Genomic DNA, 17,024 nt, shown 5'->3' on the forward strand with positions numbered 1-17,024 from the left:
TACATGTTATGGTGAGGAGAGTCCGATGGCCGACAGTGATAAAGCAGGGCATACCTTTTTGGCGAGCCTCGGGAAAACGCGTTTGCGCCCCGGCGGGGTGGAAGCAACCGAATGGTTGTTTAGCCAGGTACCGCTAAATGAGCAGAGCCGGGTGCTGGAAGTCGCCTGCAATATGGGCACCACCGCGATTGAACTGGTGCAGCGTTTTGGCTGCATGGTCGACGCCATCGACATGGATAAAAACGCGCTCGCACAGGCGCGGCAAAATGTGATTTCTGCCGGTCTCGACAACTCTATACATCTTAGCGAAGCCAATGCGAATAAGCTGCCGTTCGACGATAACACCTTTGATGTGGTGATTAACGAAGCAATGCTGACCATGTATGTGGACAAAGCGAAAGCAAAACTCATCAGCGAATATTATCGCGTGCTGAAACCCGGCGGCCGTTTATTGACGCACGACATTATGTTTATGCGCAGCGGGCTGACGACAGATAACCAGTCACAACTGGAGCAGGTAGTGAAATCGAATGTCAGCCCGCTGACAGAAGCGGCATGGAAAACATTGTTTATCGACAATGGCTTTGCCGCGGTAGATACGCGCCACGGGGCAATGTCGTTGATGTCGCCCGTTGGGCTGATCCGTGATGAAGGTTTCGCGCGTGCACTGCGCATAGTTTTTAATGGCTTACGCACACGTGATAACCGGACGCGTTTTCTAGGCATGTTCCGCTTTTTCCGCGCAAATCGCCGCCAGTTAAACTACATTGCCTGCTGTTCGCGCAAGGCGTAACACCTCAGCTTTTGCGCGCCGTCCAGCCATGGATCAGCAGCGACTGGAAAAAGCGCTGTGGCGGGGTAAAACCAGCCTGTTCAATCAGTTTTTCAGTGGTTTCTGCGGGCAACAGCAGCAGACGCTGCGACAGTTGCGCTTTGATTTCCGCCATATCGCGCGGTGCCTGGCTGGCGGTTTCGTGCATGGTTGTCCACACTTCGAGCTGTTCATCAAACGCCGGGCTGTGCATGTCTCCGGCGATTTCCGCCGTGATCACACGTCCACCGTGTTTTAACTGGCTCGCCATTTGTGAATAGATGCCATCGCGCTGCGGATGTTGAATAAAGTGAGTCACCAGCAGACAGAGTACCGCATCATAATCGCCGCTGGCGGGAAGCTCATTAAGATAACCTTCATGCAACGCACAGCGGTCGGCAATGCCCGCCTGGTCGAGCTTTTGCTGGCAGACTGCGAGCATATCCGGCGAGGGATCAATGCCGGTAAAGCGCCATTGTGGATGGTGCTGCGCAAGGCGGATGATTTCGCTGCCGGTGCCGACACCAACACAGAGAATTCGCGCTTGATGCGGCATTTTTTTCAGCAACAAAGAGATAAGCAGGTGCAGATTATTGGCTATTTCGCCCAGCCGCTCGTTGTAAGCATCGTACTGGCGCGAGAATTCGCTGTTAAAAATGTCGTTCGTATTCTGCGCCACGTTATCTCCGGGATAGCTGCCGATCATGTAACTTAAAATATTACATGAAATGGGATGGCGCAAGCCAAATGCGTTTTTCGGCAAACCAGTGCAAAAATGATCGTTTTGGTTATGGCGCGCTTTGCGTTTAACTGAGCTCGTCAACCTTTGCTGGAGAACGCGCTGATGAAGACATTGCTGCAACAGTGGCTTAATCGCCTTACCCCGACGCTGCCATTACAGACAGAAGAGGGGGAATATGACTCGGGGCGCCATGTTGCGCTGCTGATCCCGTTCGGCCTGCTTTATGGTCTTGATTATCATCCTTCTGTATGGATTTACGATGAAAAATGAGCGCTTTCACCTGGTGATGCGCTATAGCTACTGGAATGAACTGTGCGCTGAAGCGTAAAACCCGCCTGATATCAGACGGGTTTTTTGTTTGCGCTGCGCAGGATTTTCGTCACTTCACAAGTGTATTTTTTTAACTGTTCTTTCGATCCCATTTCTCACTTTTTTAGAATTTACGAAGGCGATTTTTTCTGGCTTATGCCTGAGGTCACATTTTCGACAATTCAACTTGTATGGTAGTAGACATAAATTCCCCAAGGGATATAACGTGAAGGCTGCGATGTTTTCCGGTGGCAACAGGCGGCCGTTATTAGCGGAGCCGTTCTGGCACAAATAATTCTCTGTGGAGTTTTTATGTCCATGATAAATAAAGAACATTTACAGCCTGAGAGGCTTATAAAGCTGAGCAGTTGCGGGGGGGGGGATATGACCCGTAAAAACAGAAAAGTGACGATTCCTGTCAGCATTGGTTATGGCATGACAGACATAATGGGCGGTGGCGCTTTTACGGTAATTGGTGCCTGGCTGCTATTTTATTACACCACCTTTGTCGGTTTATCACCGATTCAGGCGGCGTCCATTGTCGCGATTGCAAGGATTGTTGATGCTATCGTGAGCCTGTTTATGGGCAGTTTTACCGATCATTTTTATAAGAATTTTTTAGGCAAGAAATTTGGCCGCCGCCGTTTCTTTTTGCTTATCGGCGCGCCGCTGATGCTGGTTTATATTTTGTTATGGCTTAATGGCATGAATTTTTGGTTTTATCTTGCCGTTTACCTGGCGTTTGAAATTATTGCTGCCATGGTCTTAATCCCGTGGGAAACATTGCCCTCGGAAATGACCAAAGATTTTAACGATCGCACCAAGCTTTCCACTTGCCGCATGTTTCTTTCTGCGTCCGGCACGTTTCTCGCGACCTTTATCCCCGGTGTGCTAATTGGCTGGCTGGGTGAAAAAAACGCCGATGCTTATTTGATTAACGGTGTGGTCTTTGCTGTGTTGTTTATGGTCTGTGTATTTATTTCCTGGAAAGTAAGCTGGGAGCGAGAAATCACACCAGAAATGATGCAGGAGATGGAGAAAAAAAGTCAAACTGGCAATGCGGCGCAAACACTCACCGGCGTGATTAAGTTATTTAAGGATTATGCCTCGACGCTGAAAATTCGTGCGTTCCGCAAGCATCTGGCTATTTATCTTTTCTCTTTCACGGCGAAAGACATTTATAACACGGTGTTTGTCTTTTTCTGTGTCTATTGTTTGCATGTCTCGTCTTCTCTGGCAGGAACCTTGCTGTCGATGAGCATCGTCGGGCTGCCGGTAACGCTCGCCGCGGGCTTCGCCATTATTAAATATGGCCCATCCCGGCTTTATGTTTTTGCCTACAGCATGATGTTGCTGTGCCTGGGCGGTTTCTTCCTGGTGTATCAATTCCCCCCGGAAAACAAAGTGGTGCTGCTGGTTATCCTTGCCGGGTTTTACCAGGTTGGGCGCTGCGTTCTGGAATTCACGCCTTGGAACGTGTTCCCGTTTATTCCTGACATTGACGAAATGGTTACGCGTCAACGCCGCGAAGGGCTATTTGCTGCTGTGATGACGTTTTCACGTAAAACTACGGTAGCAATTGCAACCTTTGCCGTGGGGTTGCTATTGCAGAGCGGCGGTTTTGTGAAAGGCAGTCTGCAACAGCCTCAGGAAGCAATCACTACCATTGTGATGCTGCTGTTTATCGGCACCGCCGGGCTTCTGCTGGTGGCAATGTGGCAAGCGCTGACCTTCCATCTCAATAAGCGCACGCACCGTATTTTTGTCGATGAACTTGACCGCCTGAAAGCTAACGGAAATAAACAGAGTGTGACGCCTGAAGCACGTAAAGTTGTCGAAGATTTGACAGGTTACCGTTACGACACGCTTTGGACTGATGCAACAGTAGACGGTGAGGTGATATCCACTGCCGGATTAAGTAAAAGTTATATGCCGAAATAAGATTAATTTTTCGCTATATATTGTGCTGATGTCTTTAAAAACGGATTGGCTATTTTTCAAAGTCATTCATTGATGAAGCAATATCGTTTTGAGTCAGCGGAAAATTCTCGGTGCGGGTAATTTAGCGGGTAGAAAAAATAACTTACATAATGTTGCATATCTGTCATATGAGGGCTGCGGTTTTCGTGTTTAATAGCCGTGGCTACTGTAACTCAGTGCGTTCCTTCAGAGCGCGCAGAGTTGCAAATTTTAACCGTTAGGTTAATTCACCTTTATAAGGTTTGCTTAGACCTCCCGATTGCGATCCGGAGGTCTTTTTTTGCTTGTTGTGCCGCCTTTTTTTATTTTTCACCGTTGACACAAAATTGTCATAAATTCGCTCTATGCTGCCGTGGCTCTTAATATTATTCAAAAATTTAATCACTATTTCGATTCGGAGAGACTATGGCAATGCTTAATGCGTCAGTTCGCCTGATGGCTGCTGCTCTTGCACTTTCTACGACTACTGTTTTCGCGGCAACGAATGTGACGGGTGCTGGTGGTACTTTCCCGGCGCCTGTGTATGCAAAATGGGCAGCTGAATACCAGAAACAGACAGGATCTCAGGTGAACTACCAGGGGATCGGTTCTTCCGGTGGCATCAAACAGATTATTGCGAAAACCGTGGATTTCGGCGCTTCCGATGCCCCGATGAGTGATGATGATCTGGCGAAAAACGGCCTGTTTCAGTTCCCGACCGTCATTGGCGGCGTGGTGCTGGCGGTTAATATCCCTGGCGTAAAATCCGGCGAACTGACGCTGGACGGTAAAACGCTGGGCGATATCTATCTGGGCAACGTTAAAAAGTGGAACGACCCGGAAATCACCAAACTGAACCCGAAAGTCAAACTGCCGGATACGAATATTAACGTGGTGCGCCGCGCAGATGGTTCCGGCACCTCTTTTGTTTTCACCAGCTATTTATCAAAAGTGAATGCTGACTGGGCAAGCAAAGTGGGTAAAGGCTCAACGGTGAACTGGCCGGTTGGCTTAGGCGGCAAAGGTAACGATGGTGTTGCCGCGTTTGTGCAGCGTCTGCCGGGCTCCATTGGCTATGTTGAATACGCCTACGCTAAGCAGAACAACCTGACCTGGACAAAGCTGTTTGACGCCGATGGCAAAGTGGTTGAGCCGTCGCAGCAGAGTTTCAGCAACAGTGCCAAAGGGGCAGACTGGAGCAAATCGTTCGCTCAGGATCTCACTTTCCAGAAAGGCAAAGATGCATGGCCGATTTCGTCCACTACCTTTATCCTGGTGTATAAAAAACAGGATGATGCAGCGAAAGGCGCCGAAGTGCTGAAATTCTTCGACTGGTCTTACAAAAATGGCAACACCATCGCCAGCGATCTGGATTACGCGCCTCTGCCGGATTCCGTTACCGCTCAGGTTCGCGCTGCATGGAAAGCCAATGTACAGGACGCTTCTGGTAAACCGCTGTTCTAATCTCACTATCTCTTAAAAATAAACCCGGTACGCTACCGGGTTTTTTTTATTAGCCCGCAGCTATTTTCTTACGTAACGTTGTTTATTTTATTAAGTTAATCGATGAAGAGTTGTATTAAGGAGGTTAATAATATTGACGTTTCTTATATTGGCTTAAAAGACAGTTCTGTATCGATATTTCCATTCTCTTAATGCTTTTAAAAATATTCTAAATGATGCGCGTTGAATGTTTATTTATCACCCGACACGCTAGCTGAATCCTCTGATTTTGAAGTGTCGTGTATTGTTCTGGTTCTCAACCCCTGTTATTTTCTCACGCGGCCTTGTTTTATTCCCCTGCTTGCGGGTACTGTTCTATTCAATCCTGATGCTTTTGCTTTCACAGGCTTTATAGAAATTCAGATTTCTTGCGAGGTGCCAGGTTTCCACTTTTATTCCGAACTGGTATCCATAGTGTTGTTTACCGGTGAATTTGTTCGAATAAATAAAATACAATCCTGGTTCATGAAGCAAGGTCGAGAACGTTTTATTTCAAATTGGTTCTGAAAGTTAATTAAAGGGAAGCAAAAGCGTGATTAATCCGGAAAAGAAAGTTCAACGCCTTGTGAGAACTCAGTTGGCCCCGTTGACGGTAGCAATGATATTGGCATTACCTGCTGCTGCGTATTCCGCTGGTTTAAATATGAAAAATGGCACGCTATATAATGCGAATGGCGTGCCGGTCGTGGATATTAATAAGCCTAACAGCAATGGCCTGTCACATAATGTCTGGGACAACCTGAACGTCGATAAAAACGGTGTTATTTTTAATAACAGCGGTTCAGCATCCAATACAGTATTGGGCGGCGCCATCCAGGGTAACAGCAATCTGGCATCCGGGTCGGCAAAAGTTATTCTCAATGAAGTCACATCCAAAAATGCATCGATAATCAACGGCATGATGGAAGTGGCGGGAGATAAAGCCGCGTTGATTATCGCCAACCCCAATGGCATTACGGTTAATGGTGGCGGTACGATCAATACCGATAAACTCACGCTGACCACCGGTACGCCAGATATTCAGAACGACAAACTCGCGGGTTATTCCGTAAATGGCGGCACCGTTACTATCAGTAAACTGGATAACGCCAGTCCAACTGAAATTCTGTCACGCAATGTAGTGCTTAGCGGGAAAGTTACCGCTGACGAACTGAATATTGTTGCGGGTAATAACTACGTTAATACAGACGGCCAGGTGACCGGCACTGTCACTGCGTCAGGTTCACGTAACAGCTATAGCGTTGACGTTGCGCAAGTTGGCGGTATGTACGCGAACAAAATTAATCTTATCAGTACCGAAAGCGGCGTCGGTGTGCGTAACCAGGGGGTTATTGCCGGTGGTACTGGCGGCATCAGCATTGATGCCAATGGCCAGCTACTGAACAGTAATGCGCAGATTCAATCGATCGGTTCAACAAAGATTAATACCAACGGCAAGTTGGATAACACTACGGGCGTTATTACTTCTGCTGGTGCTATTTATCTCGATACCAATAAGAACGCAATTGTTAATGCCCGTTCAGGTACGATTTCCACTACGGCAGATATCTACGTTAATAGCGGCGCATTTGATAACACCAACGGCAAAATTGCCGCCAGCGGTATGCTGGCTGTCGATACCAATAACAATACCTTTACCAATGCCGGTAAAGGGAACAATGTCGGCATTGAAGCGGGGATTGTCACCTTAAAAACCGGTACGTTAAATAACAGTAACGGCCAGATACATGGCGGCTATCTGGGGCTGGATACCGGCGCGATTAACAACAATAGCGGTATTCTGGAAACATCAGGCGACATGGATATTGCCAGCCTTGGCAACATCGATAACAACAAAGGTTTAATCCGCTCTGCTGGCGGCCATATCAAAATCGCTGCCGGTGGCGCGGTTAACAACAGTAGCACCAAAACAGCGGATACCGTCAGTTCCGACTCCTTAGGCATCGCGGGCGATACCAGTGTGGAGATCAATGCTAATAGCATCAATAACAGCGGTGGTCAGATCGCATCAAATGGCGATGTTTCGCTAAACAGCAAGGGGCTGGTCAATAACGATTCCGGCAATCTTCTTTCCAATAGCAAAGTGATTGTGAAGGGCGACTCCTATCGTAATGACTACGGTGGTATCGGCGGCAAGAAAGGCGTGGAGGTCTCGGTCAACGGTAACCTGAGCAACTATGTTGGCGTTGTGAGTGCGGAAGAAGGTGATATCTCACTGAGTGCGAATGCGGTAGATACTCACGGCGGTTTCATGTTGGGGCAAAATATCGCCATCGACGCGAAAGCCGGAGTAAACGCCACCCGCTCACTGGTATTAGCCAGTAAAAAACTGACCATCCATGCAGGCGGGAATGTTGATAACCGCGATGGTAATAGCTTTGGCAATGACTTTGGCGTCTATTTCGGCATGCCGCAACAGATCGGTGGCTTGATCGGTAAAGGCGGCGTTGAGATTTCCGGGCAGAATATTTACAACAATAACAGTCGCATCATTGCAGAAAATGGGGCAATGAGCCTGCAGGCGAAAGGGAACATTGATAACACGCGTGCGCTGATGGTCAGCGGGGCTGATACCGCCATTAAAACTGGCGGGGCTTTCTACAATAACTACGCAACGATTTACAGTGGAGGCAACCTCACACTCGATACCGTTTCCCTGGAAAACTACAGCAACGGTACGCTTATCGATAATAACGCCACAGGTTTTATCACCTCAGATAAAGATATTACGCTTAATGTCGACAACAATTTCACTAACTACGGCTGGATCAGTGGTAAAGGCGCAGTGGCGCTGAATGTTGTGAAAGGGGCGTTTTATAACCGCAATACCATTGCCGCTGATAAGTCACTCGCGATCAAGGCCCTGAACGGTATCGAGAACATTAAAGATATCTCCGCAGGTGGCAGCCTGACGCTGGATTCGCAGCGTCATGTGACAAATAACAACAACAGCAATATGGTCGGTAACGGGATAACGATTAACGCGGTAAACGATATTAATAACCGCGGTAATATTGTTAGCGATGGCGATATTAGCGTTGTGACCAAAGGTAATCTGTATAACTACCTCTATATGCTGGGTGGTGGTGATATCTCTATTACCGCAAACAACGTTACCAACAATAATTCCCTTATTGAGGCTGGAGGTGATCTGACAATTACCTCTAATAGTAATGTAGGTAATAACCGCGGTACGCTGCGCTCCCTGACGGGTGATGTAAATGTGACGGCAAAAGGAACGGTTGATAACTATAGCGGTAAGATTATCTCTGCTGGCGATGTCGGAATTAGCGGGAACTGGTTACGTAATGATTATGGACAGATTGCTGGCGGTACAAATATTGACCTTATCATGGCGGGCAATTTCGATAACTACCGGGGTTCAGTAACCTCGTTGGTGGGTGATATCAAGCTGGTTGCTAACTCGGTGGATAATAACAATGGGTTAATCGCAGGTGAGAACATCTCCATTGATTCCCGATCAAGTGTCTATAACAACACGGCGCTGATTGCGGCAAATAAGTCACTCACCATCAATGCTGCCGGCAGTATCGAAAACCGTGATGGCAATAACTTTGGCCGTAGCAACAGTGAGTATTTCGGCGTAGCGAGTGATGTGGGCGGTATGGTTGGTAAAACTGGAATGTCGCTTTCCGGGCAGAACATCTACAACAACAACAGCAGCATGATTGCCGAAAATGGTCCGTTGAGTCTGTTGTCCAGAGGAACGTTTGATAATACCCGAGCGATGCTAATGAGTGGCGCCAATGCCCTGATTAAGGTCGCCGGTACTTTCTACAATAACTATGCGATGACCTACAGTGCAGGCAATCTTGATATCAGCGCCGCTTCGCTGCAAAACTACAGCAACGGTAAGCTGGAAGATGGAACAGCGACAGGCGTTATCGCTTCGGATAAGAACCTGAACCTGAGCGTGGATAACAGCACTACCAACTATGGCTGGATCAGCGGTAAAGGCGATGTGAATTTCAGCGTGCTGAAAGGTGTGCTGTATAACCGCAACACCATCGCCGCTGATCACGCGCTGGCGATTAATGCCCTGAACGGTATCGAGAACTTCAAAGATATCCTGGCGGGAACCAGCCTTACCCTCACTACCCAACGGCATGTTATCAACAACAGCAACAGTAATATGCTTGGGCAAAGCATTGGGATTAATGCGGTAAACGATATTAATAACCGAGGCAATATTGTCAGCGATTATGCATTAACCGTGAAAACAGACGGTAACGTGTATAACTATCTCAATATGCTGAGTTATGGCACCGCGAAAGTGACCGCAAATAAAGTCACCAACAGCGGTAAAGACGCGGTTCTGGGCGGTTTTTACGGCCTTGATCTCGAATCGAATACGCTCACCAATACCGGCACCATTGTGGGTCTGTAAGTCGCAACAAAAGGCAGCGGCAATCGCTGCTGCCTTTCCTGATTTGATACCCGCCCACTGCCTTACGCGATCAGCGTAATCACATGATTTTCCGCGATAAGATACAGACCAGTAAACTGGCATCCTTGTCTGCGCTCAGGCGTCAGCGGCTGCGTTAGCTCAAGGGTAATGCTATGTACCGAAGTATCGATACGACAGATTCGCGCCGCTTCAAAACCGAAAAAACATTTCACCTCAGGATAGAGCGCCTTAAACAGACTCTCTTTGGCGGAAAACAGTATCAGCAACGCCGTTTCATACGCTAAGCCACAGGCGGCAAGTAATCGCCGTTCCTCAGGGCTGGTGAACATCTCCGCCGTCTCCCTCATGGTCTTTGCGTCGAACATTTCAATATCAATGCCTGGCGTTAACCCTGCGTTACGGGGCGCAATAATCGCAATAGCGTGACCACTGGTATGAGAAAGGCTGCCGCACCAGCCCGCAGGCCAGACGGGCTCCCGGCCTGAAGACGTACCCACATGACCATCACAGCCGGCATTTTGTAATAATTGTCCGGCGGCATAGCGAGCCGCAAGGTACTCCGCGCGCCGTTTTACTACCGTTTTATCAAGCACCGAAGGAAAAGGGATGCCATATTCGCTAAAAAGGGCATCCCGGTAAGAGGCCGCGTCGAATGTGACCTTACAGTAAGCTATTGCAGGGAATTGCGTGATGCACCCAGTTTCTGACTGCATCACGAAAGCAGAAGTGGAATGACGTAGTTGTGGGGTAAACATATTTATCTATCATTAAGTTAACGATTAAGTACATCGGTAAACGTGTTGTCAGCAAACGCAATCAGTGTACCGCAGGTGGTGTCGTCGTCACCTATTTCTTTCGTAACAGGAATGCGATGGTGGAGAATCATCTTGAGGAAATCACACTATTACCATTCATCAACATCAAGGGTTTCTTTTATATTGTGGTTTATCTATCCATTACATGAATAATTGTGCGGAATAATAAAATAAACTCTTCTCGGAATTTTTCGTTGCAGTGATAAACGTAAATGTGAAACGGTTTTTTTGTCAAATTAAAAATAATAACATCTTTATTATCAAGCGTATGGTGCTGTATATATCAATGAAGTGCTGTCAAGGTGATATATTTTCTTGCCATAAAGACGCAAAAGGTATTTATTATTGTTAACTGCAAGGGTTATTACTCGCTACAGATCGTTTAATATCAAGGGAATAACGCCATGAGTGAGCGGATGGGACTGATTTATGGTGTATTTTATATGATGTCAATCTTACGTAATGATTTCCCCCGGTATTATTACGTACTTTTTTAAAATGGCTATATCTGGTGTTAAGAGTGGACGGTTACACTAATTGATAGGATTGTCGTTAAGACACATTCAGTTTTACCTCATACGGTTCACGGCGTTGACGACAAAGCATCCAGGGGGACAGTGGATAATTAGCCGTTCATTTAAGGATAAAACATTCATCAGGAATATTATTTGATGGTGCCCTGTTTTGCGGAAATAAGTGTGCTGTCAATTAATTACGACGATTTGGCTTTCATTAATTAGGTTGGAATATATGGACATATCTCCCAATAATAGATTTTTAGACAGTGCATGGGTGGCGGAAGAGTGTACAGCGTTTCCAGCGTCGCCATTTCCATTGAGTTCAGATCAGCAAGCGATTTGGTTCGCTCAGACGCTGAATCCTGAATTAACAAATTACAATATAGGGAGCGTGATGATCATTGATGGCAATATCGTTCCCGATATCATAGTTAAAGCGTTTGATTCCGTCATTAAGCGGCATGATGCATTTCGTCTGCGTATGGTTGCCGGTACGTCGCCAGCACAATATTTTGACTCTTCCGCTTTGCCCTTAATGGAATTTAAGGATTTTTCGGCAACGGATAATCCAATAAATGAAGCTGAACAGTATGTGAATTTAAACTTTACGCAGCCATTTAATTTGGCTGAAAGGTTATGGCGCAGCGCATTAATCTATGCCGGCAATAACCGCTGGTATTGGCAACTGTGCTGTCACCATATTATTGCCGATGGAACGAGCCTGAGCCTGCTTAATGCAGAGTTGAGCGAAAATTATAGTCGTCTTATTCGCGGGGAGCATTTATCTGAAAGCGCATCGTTATCCTATGCCGATTTTGTGGCCAGTGACGCGGCTTATCTGGGGGCGAAGCAGTGCATCAAAGACCAGGCTTTTTGGCTTGAGCGATATACGGCATTGCCGCCGCAATTATTCCAGCCTTTGATGACAGCGCGGACTCCGGCATCATATCTGCCTGAGCCTGTAAGCTGGATGTTTGAGGAAAGCCTTTTTCAGCGCATTGAACAGGCGGCTTCTTTATATGGGTTGTCCGTATTGCATTTCATGTATGCCCTTTTTGCCTGTTATTTTAAAAGAGTAAAAAACGTTGATGATATTGTTTTTGGTATCCCACTCCATAATCGAAAAAATGCCCGACAAAAAGCGGCGGTGGGAATGTATGCCTCTGTTATCCCGGTTCGCATTAGATTAACGGAGAAGGATTCCTTTTATGATGTAATGCAAAAAGCAGCCGATGAATTACGTATTTGCTATAAACACCAGCGGCTGCCGATTGCGGAAATTAACCGGAGAATAAAAAAACAGCAACATACCGACAGGGCGAATGTATTTGATATGTCGTTATCCTATGAACCTTACGACGTTAACATTCATCTGGAAGGGGCGACAATACAAACCATCAAACCTCATCACCGGGCGCAATATCCTTTAGCGATAACCATTAATCAGTACGCCATCACCAGCAATAATAAACAGAGCAAATCGGTCTGCGTTGAGTTTAATTATTCCCTCGACTATTTCACACCTGCCGATATTCAGGTTATGCAATCTCGCCTTGCTGTATTACTGGAAGGCGCGTTGCAGAATGTTGATACGCCAGTGTCTCTCCTGCCGGTTTTATCGCCATATGAGCGCCAGCAACTGCTGCAGCCTGCTCATGCTATAGAAAGTGGCGCTTCTAACCTATTAGTCCACGAAATGTTTGAAGCACAAGTCCGTCGCTCGCCACAGGCTACCGGGTGAAGATGGACTTCAGCCGTGAAGATGCGGAGCCGGGCTACAACTACCTGTGGATACGCCAGGCGAAGCCCTGTTCCGGCGACACTTACGGCTGGCACACGCCGCTGACTGACGGCACGGAAGTTGGAATTGCCTATGAAGACGGTGATATCGACCGCCCGTATATTGCCTACGCCTTCCACGATTCAGAACATCAGGACATCGTCACCCGCGATAACCGCAGCCAGAACATCCTGCGCACGGCAGCAGGCAACGAGCTACGAATGGAAGACCTGCGTGGGCAGGAACATATTGCACTCACTACGCCATTCGGCGGCACACAGCTCAACCAGGGCCATATCTCTGATGAGCAGAGCAAACAGCGGGGCTCCGGTTTTGAACTCAGAACGGATGAATACGGCGTCATCCGCGTGGCGAAAGGGCTGTTTATCACCGCTGACGGTCAGCAGAAGGCGGTGGGGGAGGTGCTGGACATGGAAACGGCGCTGAAAGAAATCGACGTCTGCCAACAGCAACTGAAAGCTCTGGCTGCTGCCGCAGAGCAGGCGCAGGCACTTGAAGCCGATATTGCCAGCCAGAAAGCGATGTTCGACCAGCGACTGAAACCGCTGAACGGGATGATTCATTTCCATGGCCCACAAGGCGTGGCCTTCACCAGCGGCGAACATCTGCAACTGGCTGCAGGTCAGAATGTGGCAGTGAACGCGGGGGGAGATTTCAGCAGCGGAGCGATGGGGAATGCGGCAATTCTGGCCGGAGAAGGTGTCGGTCTGTTCGCTCGAACGGGTTCACTGATGCTGAACGCCAGCGAAGGTCCGGTGCAGATCCAGGCACAGAACGGCGCAATGCACTTATCCGCAGAACAAAAGCTGAGCCTGATATCAGCGAGCGACATACTGTTCGCCGGTAAGAAGAAGGTGACGCTGATCGGCGGCGGCAGCTATCTCGTCATCGACAACGGGAAGATAGAGTACGGCACGGATATGACCTATACGCGGAGGATAAAGCGGACGTATCTGACAGCACCAGCATCCTTGAGCGGAATGATGCCTTCGTTTAGCCAAAGTGGCATATGTTTGAGTTGTCTTCTTGAAGCAGCAGAAAATGGTGCGCCGATACTAATTAAGGGAGAATAATAATGAAGCATTCAATAGTAGACCGTCTGAAAGAAATACAAAATGAAAGCGATAAAAGAAAAATATATGCTCTTGTGGATGGTGCTCAGTATGATCGTTTCTGCACAATAGAATTATTTAAACGCAATGGTGTCATGCCTTTATTTGATAGTTGGGAGGATAGATGTCTCGCATTTGCAGGACCTTGGCTATTGGCTTTGGAGAGTATTGATAATGATCTTTTTTCCATATTAAATAATTTAGAGTTGAAATACCCTTCTGTTTCCTGGATTTTAAGTTCGTCATCTTTTGATGATCTCTTTTTTCATTTGAAAAATAGTCTGGAAGTAATTATGCCAAATAATCAGGTGGCAATGCTGCGGTATTATGATCCTCGGATTCTTATCTTTCTGCCAGAGGTTTTAACAGACAAACAATTAGATGTGTTTTTAATGTCAATCATAAGCTGGGGCTGTAAATATAACGGTGAGGATTATTTTATAAAATAATTTTTTCGTTGGTTTCGCAATAGAGGATTGTTTATGGGAGTGAAAGTGAGGGTTCAAAGCCCCTCAGAAGTAGCACGGTGCGAGGACCCAGCCATCAGTGCGACTTTACCTTGTACATCTTGCTGGAGTAAAGACTATGCCAAAGAAATTAAGGTGAATCCTGTAAAAAGGTATTCAGATCAGTTAAACGCTGAAGGTAAATCGTATGAATATAATTTTGGTACGAGACAATATAAATTAACAATTTACTGTAAAACTTTAAAGAAAGTTAGTGTGGAAATACGATTGAAGATTGAGCCAGATAAAGGTGTAGACGAAACTATTATTGAGAAATCAAAAAAATCCTTAATAAAAGGTATTAAAGAAAATTGGGATAATAAGTTTTCTTTAAAAACGATAGATCCTAAATGTGGAGTTAAAATATTCCCAATAGAATTCAAAGTGGAGTTTGTAGCGTCAAATGAACATTATGTTTTTAGAATTCATAAACAATATAATCGTGAGGGGGTTACTGGGAAGTTTCTTGACGTGTCTACAGATACAGGGTCTTGGGTTTATGCTCATGAGTTTGGACATTGTTTTGGGTTACCAGATGAGTATGGTTATAAAGCAGGCGTACAGAAAAAAGACCAGGTTGTTTACTACAAGCCTGATGGCAAGCTTGATGCGCCATTTTCGGTTCCCTATAATGGCGGGAATCCGGCAGAACCGTCGTCGACAATTATGGCTGCGTACGGAAATACTACTATATTGAAAAGGCATGGTTGGCTCATTGCTATTGAAGCAAGAGATTTACTTAATGAGCCAGGTTTAGGAAGAAAAATTGAATGCGACATAATATAGTACTGGTGTTTTTTATTTGTATTTTTTCTCCAGCCTTATACTCAAAAGGGTTTGAAATGATTGAAAATAACTACTTCATTATCAGTACAAATTGTGAAAGACAAGAGGAATGTGTTTACAATAATGAAAGAGAGATCCCTGTTGTTGTTACTATCAAAAATATTAGTTCAAAAGGATTTTATATCCCCCTGAAGTTCATAGAAAAAACTGGACCTGGTGTTGAACTCATTGATCGTCGAACAAAAAAAAGCATGCCCTTGAGACCAAATATTGCTAATTGGGATTTAAAGAAAGAAATGACATATATTCCAGTTAATGGAAGTGTATCATTTAAATGGGCTATTTTAGATGCGGAAATATCTTCCTTTATTGTTGCTGGCTCTGTTGATGTTGTCGCGGTTTTTTCCGTTCTAACCAATGTGTATGATTCAGAAAGGACAAATGTGGGTGAATTCATCTCATCAACAAAATTAATTATTACTGGTGAAAATTTGGATGAAGATAAGCACTGATCAATTAGTTTTACTGGATTTTTATTCTAAAAATGCTTTCGCCAATGAGTTGTCGGAACATTACAAAGAGATATTCCCTTTTATTTATAATGAATTAGGTGCGAAAAAATTAAAGATTAGTCTTGCAAAATTAATTAACAAAGCTAAGGAATTAAACATAACGCAACGTGGCCCTCTGCAATTATATATTGACATGGCGATAGTGCTTGGTTATGGGTTTGACACCGATCCAATGTATTCTTGTTTTAGCTCTGTAAATGAGCAATATTCATCAGGCACAGAATTAGAAAGATCTCTACAGATATATGATAAGTTTAATGGATATTTAAAAGATGTTATGGGAGAGAATAATTTACATATTTTAGGTTTTAAAAATAAGCTTGCGAATGAAAAATTTGATGGCTTTAGTAACATTAATTTCAGTGATCAAATATTTGACTTGTTAAATGATCTTTATCCACAAAAGTGTAGATATTTGGGTTGTGATAAAGTAAAAGAGCTCATATGTCTTGGGCTTGAGAATCCGGATACATACTATCTTAATTTAGGTTCTCGTGCCGTGTTTGTTCTTGTAATGTTTGTTGTGGGATATAAATTTCAATCAGATTGCTTTCATTTGTATGAAGGCTTTTTCTCTGAAGAAACGGGTGGCGACGATCAGTTTTTAATTTACAAGGCAAAAGAATTTTTAACGAAGTATATAGACGCAATGGTGACTTGATTAAATCAATCCCATGTTGTTCGGCTTAATAAGCCTGCTATTCAGCTACGCTACCGAGTTGATGCCCGGCTATAAATACCTGTAGATACGCCAGACCCCATACCTGCGATACTTACGGCTGGCCACCGCCGCAGAGCAGACGCAGGCACTTGAAGCCGATATTGCCAGCCAGAAAGCGTTGTTCGACCATCGCCTGAAACCGCTGAACGGGATGATTCATTTCCATGACCCACAAGGCGTGGCCTTCACCAGCAGCGAATATATACAACTGGCTGCCGGTCATAATGTGGCAGTGAATGTGTGTGGATATTTCAGCAGCGGTGCGATGGGGAATATGGCAATTCTGGCCGGAGAAGGTGTCGGTCTGTTCGCACGAACGGGTTCACTGACGCTGAACGCCAGCGAAGGTCCGGTGCAGCTCCAGGCACAGAAATAAATTTGATGGGGCGGGATATTGCAGGAGTTCTATGAGTGAAATCGAAGGGACTTTTCCGTTACCT

13 protein-coding genes and 1 pseudogene are annotated in these 17,024 nt (G+C 45.8%); 12 read left to right on the forward strand and 2 right to left on the reverse strand.

The features are described 5' to 3' along the window. Positions 1 to 25 precede the first annotated feature (25 nt). The gene (locus O3S68_RS14120) at positions 26 to 793 is read left to right on the forward strand and encodes a class I SAM-dependent methyltransferase (RefSeq protein WP_269231764.1); all 768 of its coding nucleotides are present in this window, start codon (positions 26 to 28) and stop codon (positions 791 to 793) included. 4 nt (positions 794 to 797) lie between these two features. Here the strand turns inward: O3S68_RS14120 and O3S68_RS14125 are convergent, their stop codons facing one another. Then, positions 798 to 1,490, reverse strand: a complete 693-nt coding sequence (locus tag O3S68_RS14125) for a class I SAM-dependent methyltransferase (protein WP_269231765.1) — start codon at positions 1,488 to 1,490, stop codon at positions 798 to 800. Between the two features lie 165 nt (positions 1,491 to 1,655). On the opposite strand from O3S68_RS14125, the gene O3S68_RS14130 reads away from it, so the two are divergent. The 4 genes from O3S68_RS14130 (at position 1,656) to O3S68_RS14145 (ending at position 9,732) form a co-directional block, all read left to right on the forward strand. Further along, positions 1,656 to 1,823, forward strand: coding sequence for a hypothetical protein (locus tag O3S68_RS14130; protein ID WP_020455223.1), 168 nt, complete (start codon positions 1,656 to 1,658; stop codon positions 1,821 to 1,823). A 423-nt stretch (positions 1,824 to 2,246) separates the two neighbouring features. After that, positions 2,247 to 3,803 (forward strand): MFS transporter, encoded by a 1,557-nt coding sequence (locus O3S68_RS14135; RefSeq protein WP_269231766.1) that lies wholly within the window; start codon positions 2,247 to 2,249, stop codon positions 3,801 to 3,803. A gap of 450 nt (positions 3,804 to 4,253) precedes the next feature. Continuing rightward, entirely contained in the window at positions 4,254 to 5,285 is a 1,032-nt protein-coding gene (gene pstS, locus O3S68_RS14140; protein WP_370447820.1) for a phosphate ABC transporter substrate-binding protein PstS, read from the forward strand. A 682-nt stretch (positions 5,286 to 5,967) separates the two neighbouring features. After that, positions 5,968 to 9,732, forward strand: a complete 3,765-nt coding sequence (locus O3S68_RS14145; RefSeq protein WP_442913153.1) for a two-partner secretion domain-containing protein — start codon at positions 5,968 to 5,970, stop codon at positions 9,730 to 9,732. A gap of 62 nt (positions 9,733 to 9,794) precedes the next feature. Here O3S68_RS14145 and O3S68_RS14150 read toward each other — a convergent pair whose 3' ends face one another. Next, entirely contained in the window at positions 9,795 to 10,508 is a 714-nt protein-coding gene (locus O3S68_RS14150; protein ID WP_269231768.1) for a 4'-phosphopantetheinyl transferase family protein, read from the reverse strand. Positions 10,509 to 11,318: 810 nt separating this feature from the next. Here O3S68_RS14150 and O3S68_RS14155 point away from each other — a divergent pair. The 7 genes and pseudogenes from O3S68_RS14155 (at position 11,319) to O3S68_RS14185 (ending at position 16,960) form a co-directional block, all read left to right on the forward strand. Continuing rightward, positions 11,319 to 12,827, forward strand: a complete 1,509-nt coding sequence (locus O3S68_RS14155; RefSeq protein WP_269231769.1) for a condensation domain-containing protein — start codon at positions 11,319 to 11,321, stop codon at positions 12,825 to 12,827. After that, positions 12,818 to 13,960: pseudogene (locus tag O3S68_RS14160) on the forward strand (DUF2345 domain-containing protein); the annotation flags it as partial. The gene O3S68_RS14155 and the pseudogene O3S68_RS14160, both read left to right, overlap by 10 nt. 2 nt (positions 13,961 to 13,962) lie before the next feature. Beyond that, a complete protein-coding gene (locus tag O3S68_RS14165; RefSeq protein ID WP_269231770.1) occupies positions 13,963 to 14,448 on the forward strand; it encodes a DUF4123 domain-containing protein in 486 nt (161 codons plus the stop codon). Between the two features lie 33 nt (positions 14,449 to 14,481). Then, on the forward strand, positions 14,482 to 15,291 hold the full coding sequence (locus O3S68_RS14170) for a hypothetical protein (protein ID WP_269231771.1): 810 nt from the start codon (positions 14,482 to 14,484) through the stop codon (positions 15,289 to 15,291). A gap of 56 nt (positions 15,292 to 15,347) precedes the next feature. Further along, the gene (locus O3S68_RS14175) at positions 15,348 to 15,803 is read left to right on the forward strand and encodes a hypothetical protein (protein ID WP_269231772.1); all 456 of its coding nucleotides are present in this window, start codon (positions 15,348 to 15,350) and stop codon (positions 15,801 to 15,803) included. Continuing rightward, complete coding sequence (locus O3S68_RS14180; protein ID WP_045512228.1) at positions 15,787 to 16,524, forward strand: hypothetical protein; 738 nt, start codon at positions 15,787 to 15,789, stop codon at positions 16,522 to 16,524. The genes O3S68_RS14175 and O3S68_RS14180 overlap by 17 nt, the downstream gene beginning before the upstream one ends. A gap of 211 nt (positions 16,525 to 16,735) precedes the next feature. Beyond that, positions 16,736 to 16,960 carry a DUF2345 domain-containing protein gene (locus O3S68_RS14185; protein ID WP_331275951.1) on the forward strand — a complete coding sequence of 75 codons (225 nt, stop codon included), beginning with the start codon at positions 16,736 to 16,738 and terminating at the stop codon, positions 16,958 to 16,960. Positions 16,961 to 17,024: the final 64 nt, after the last annotated feature.

The sequence above is a fragment of the Kosakonia sp. SOY2 genome (genome assembly GCF_027109175.1).
Taxonomy (GTDB): domain Bacteria; phylum Pseudomonadota; class Gammaproteobacteria; order Enterobacterales; family Enterobacteriaceae; genus Kosakonia.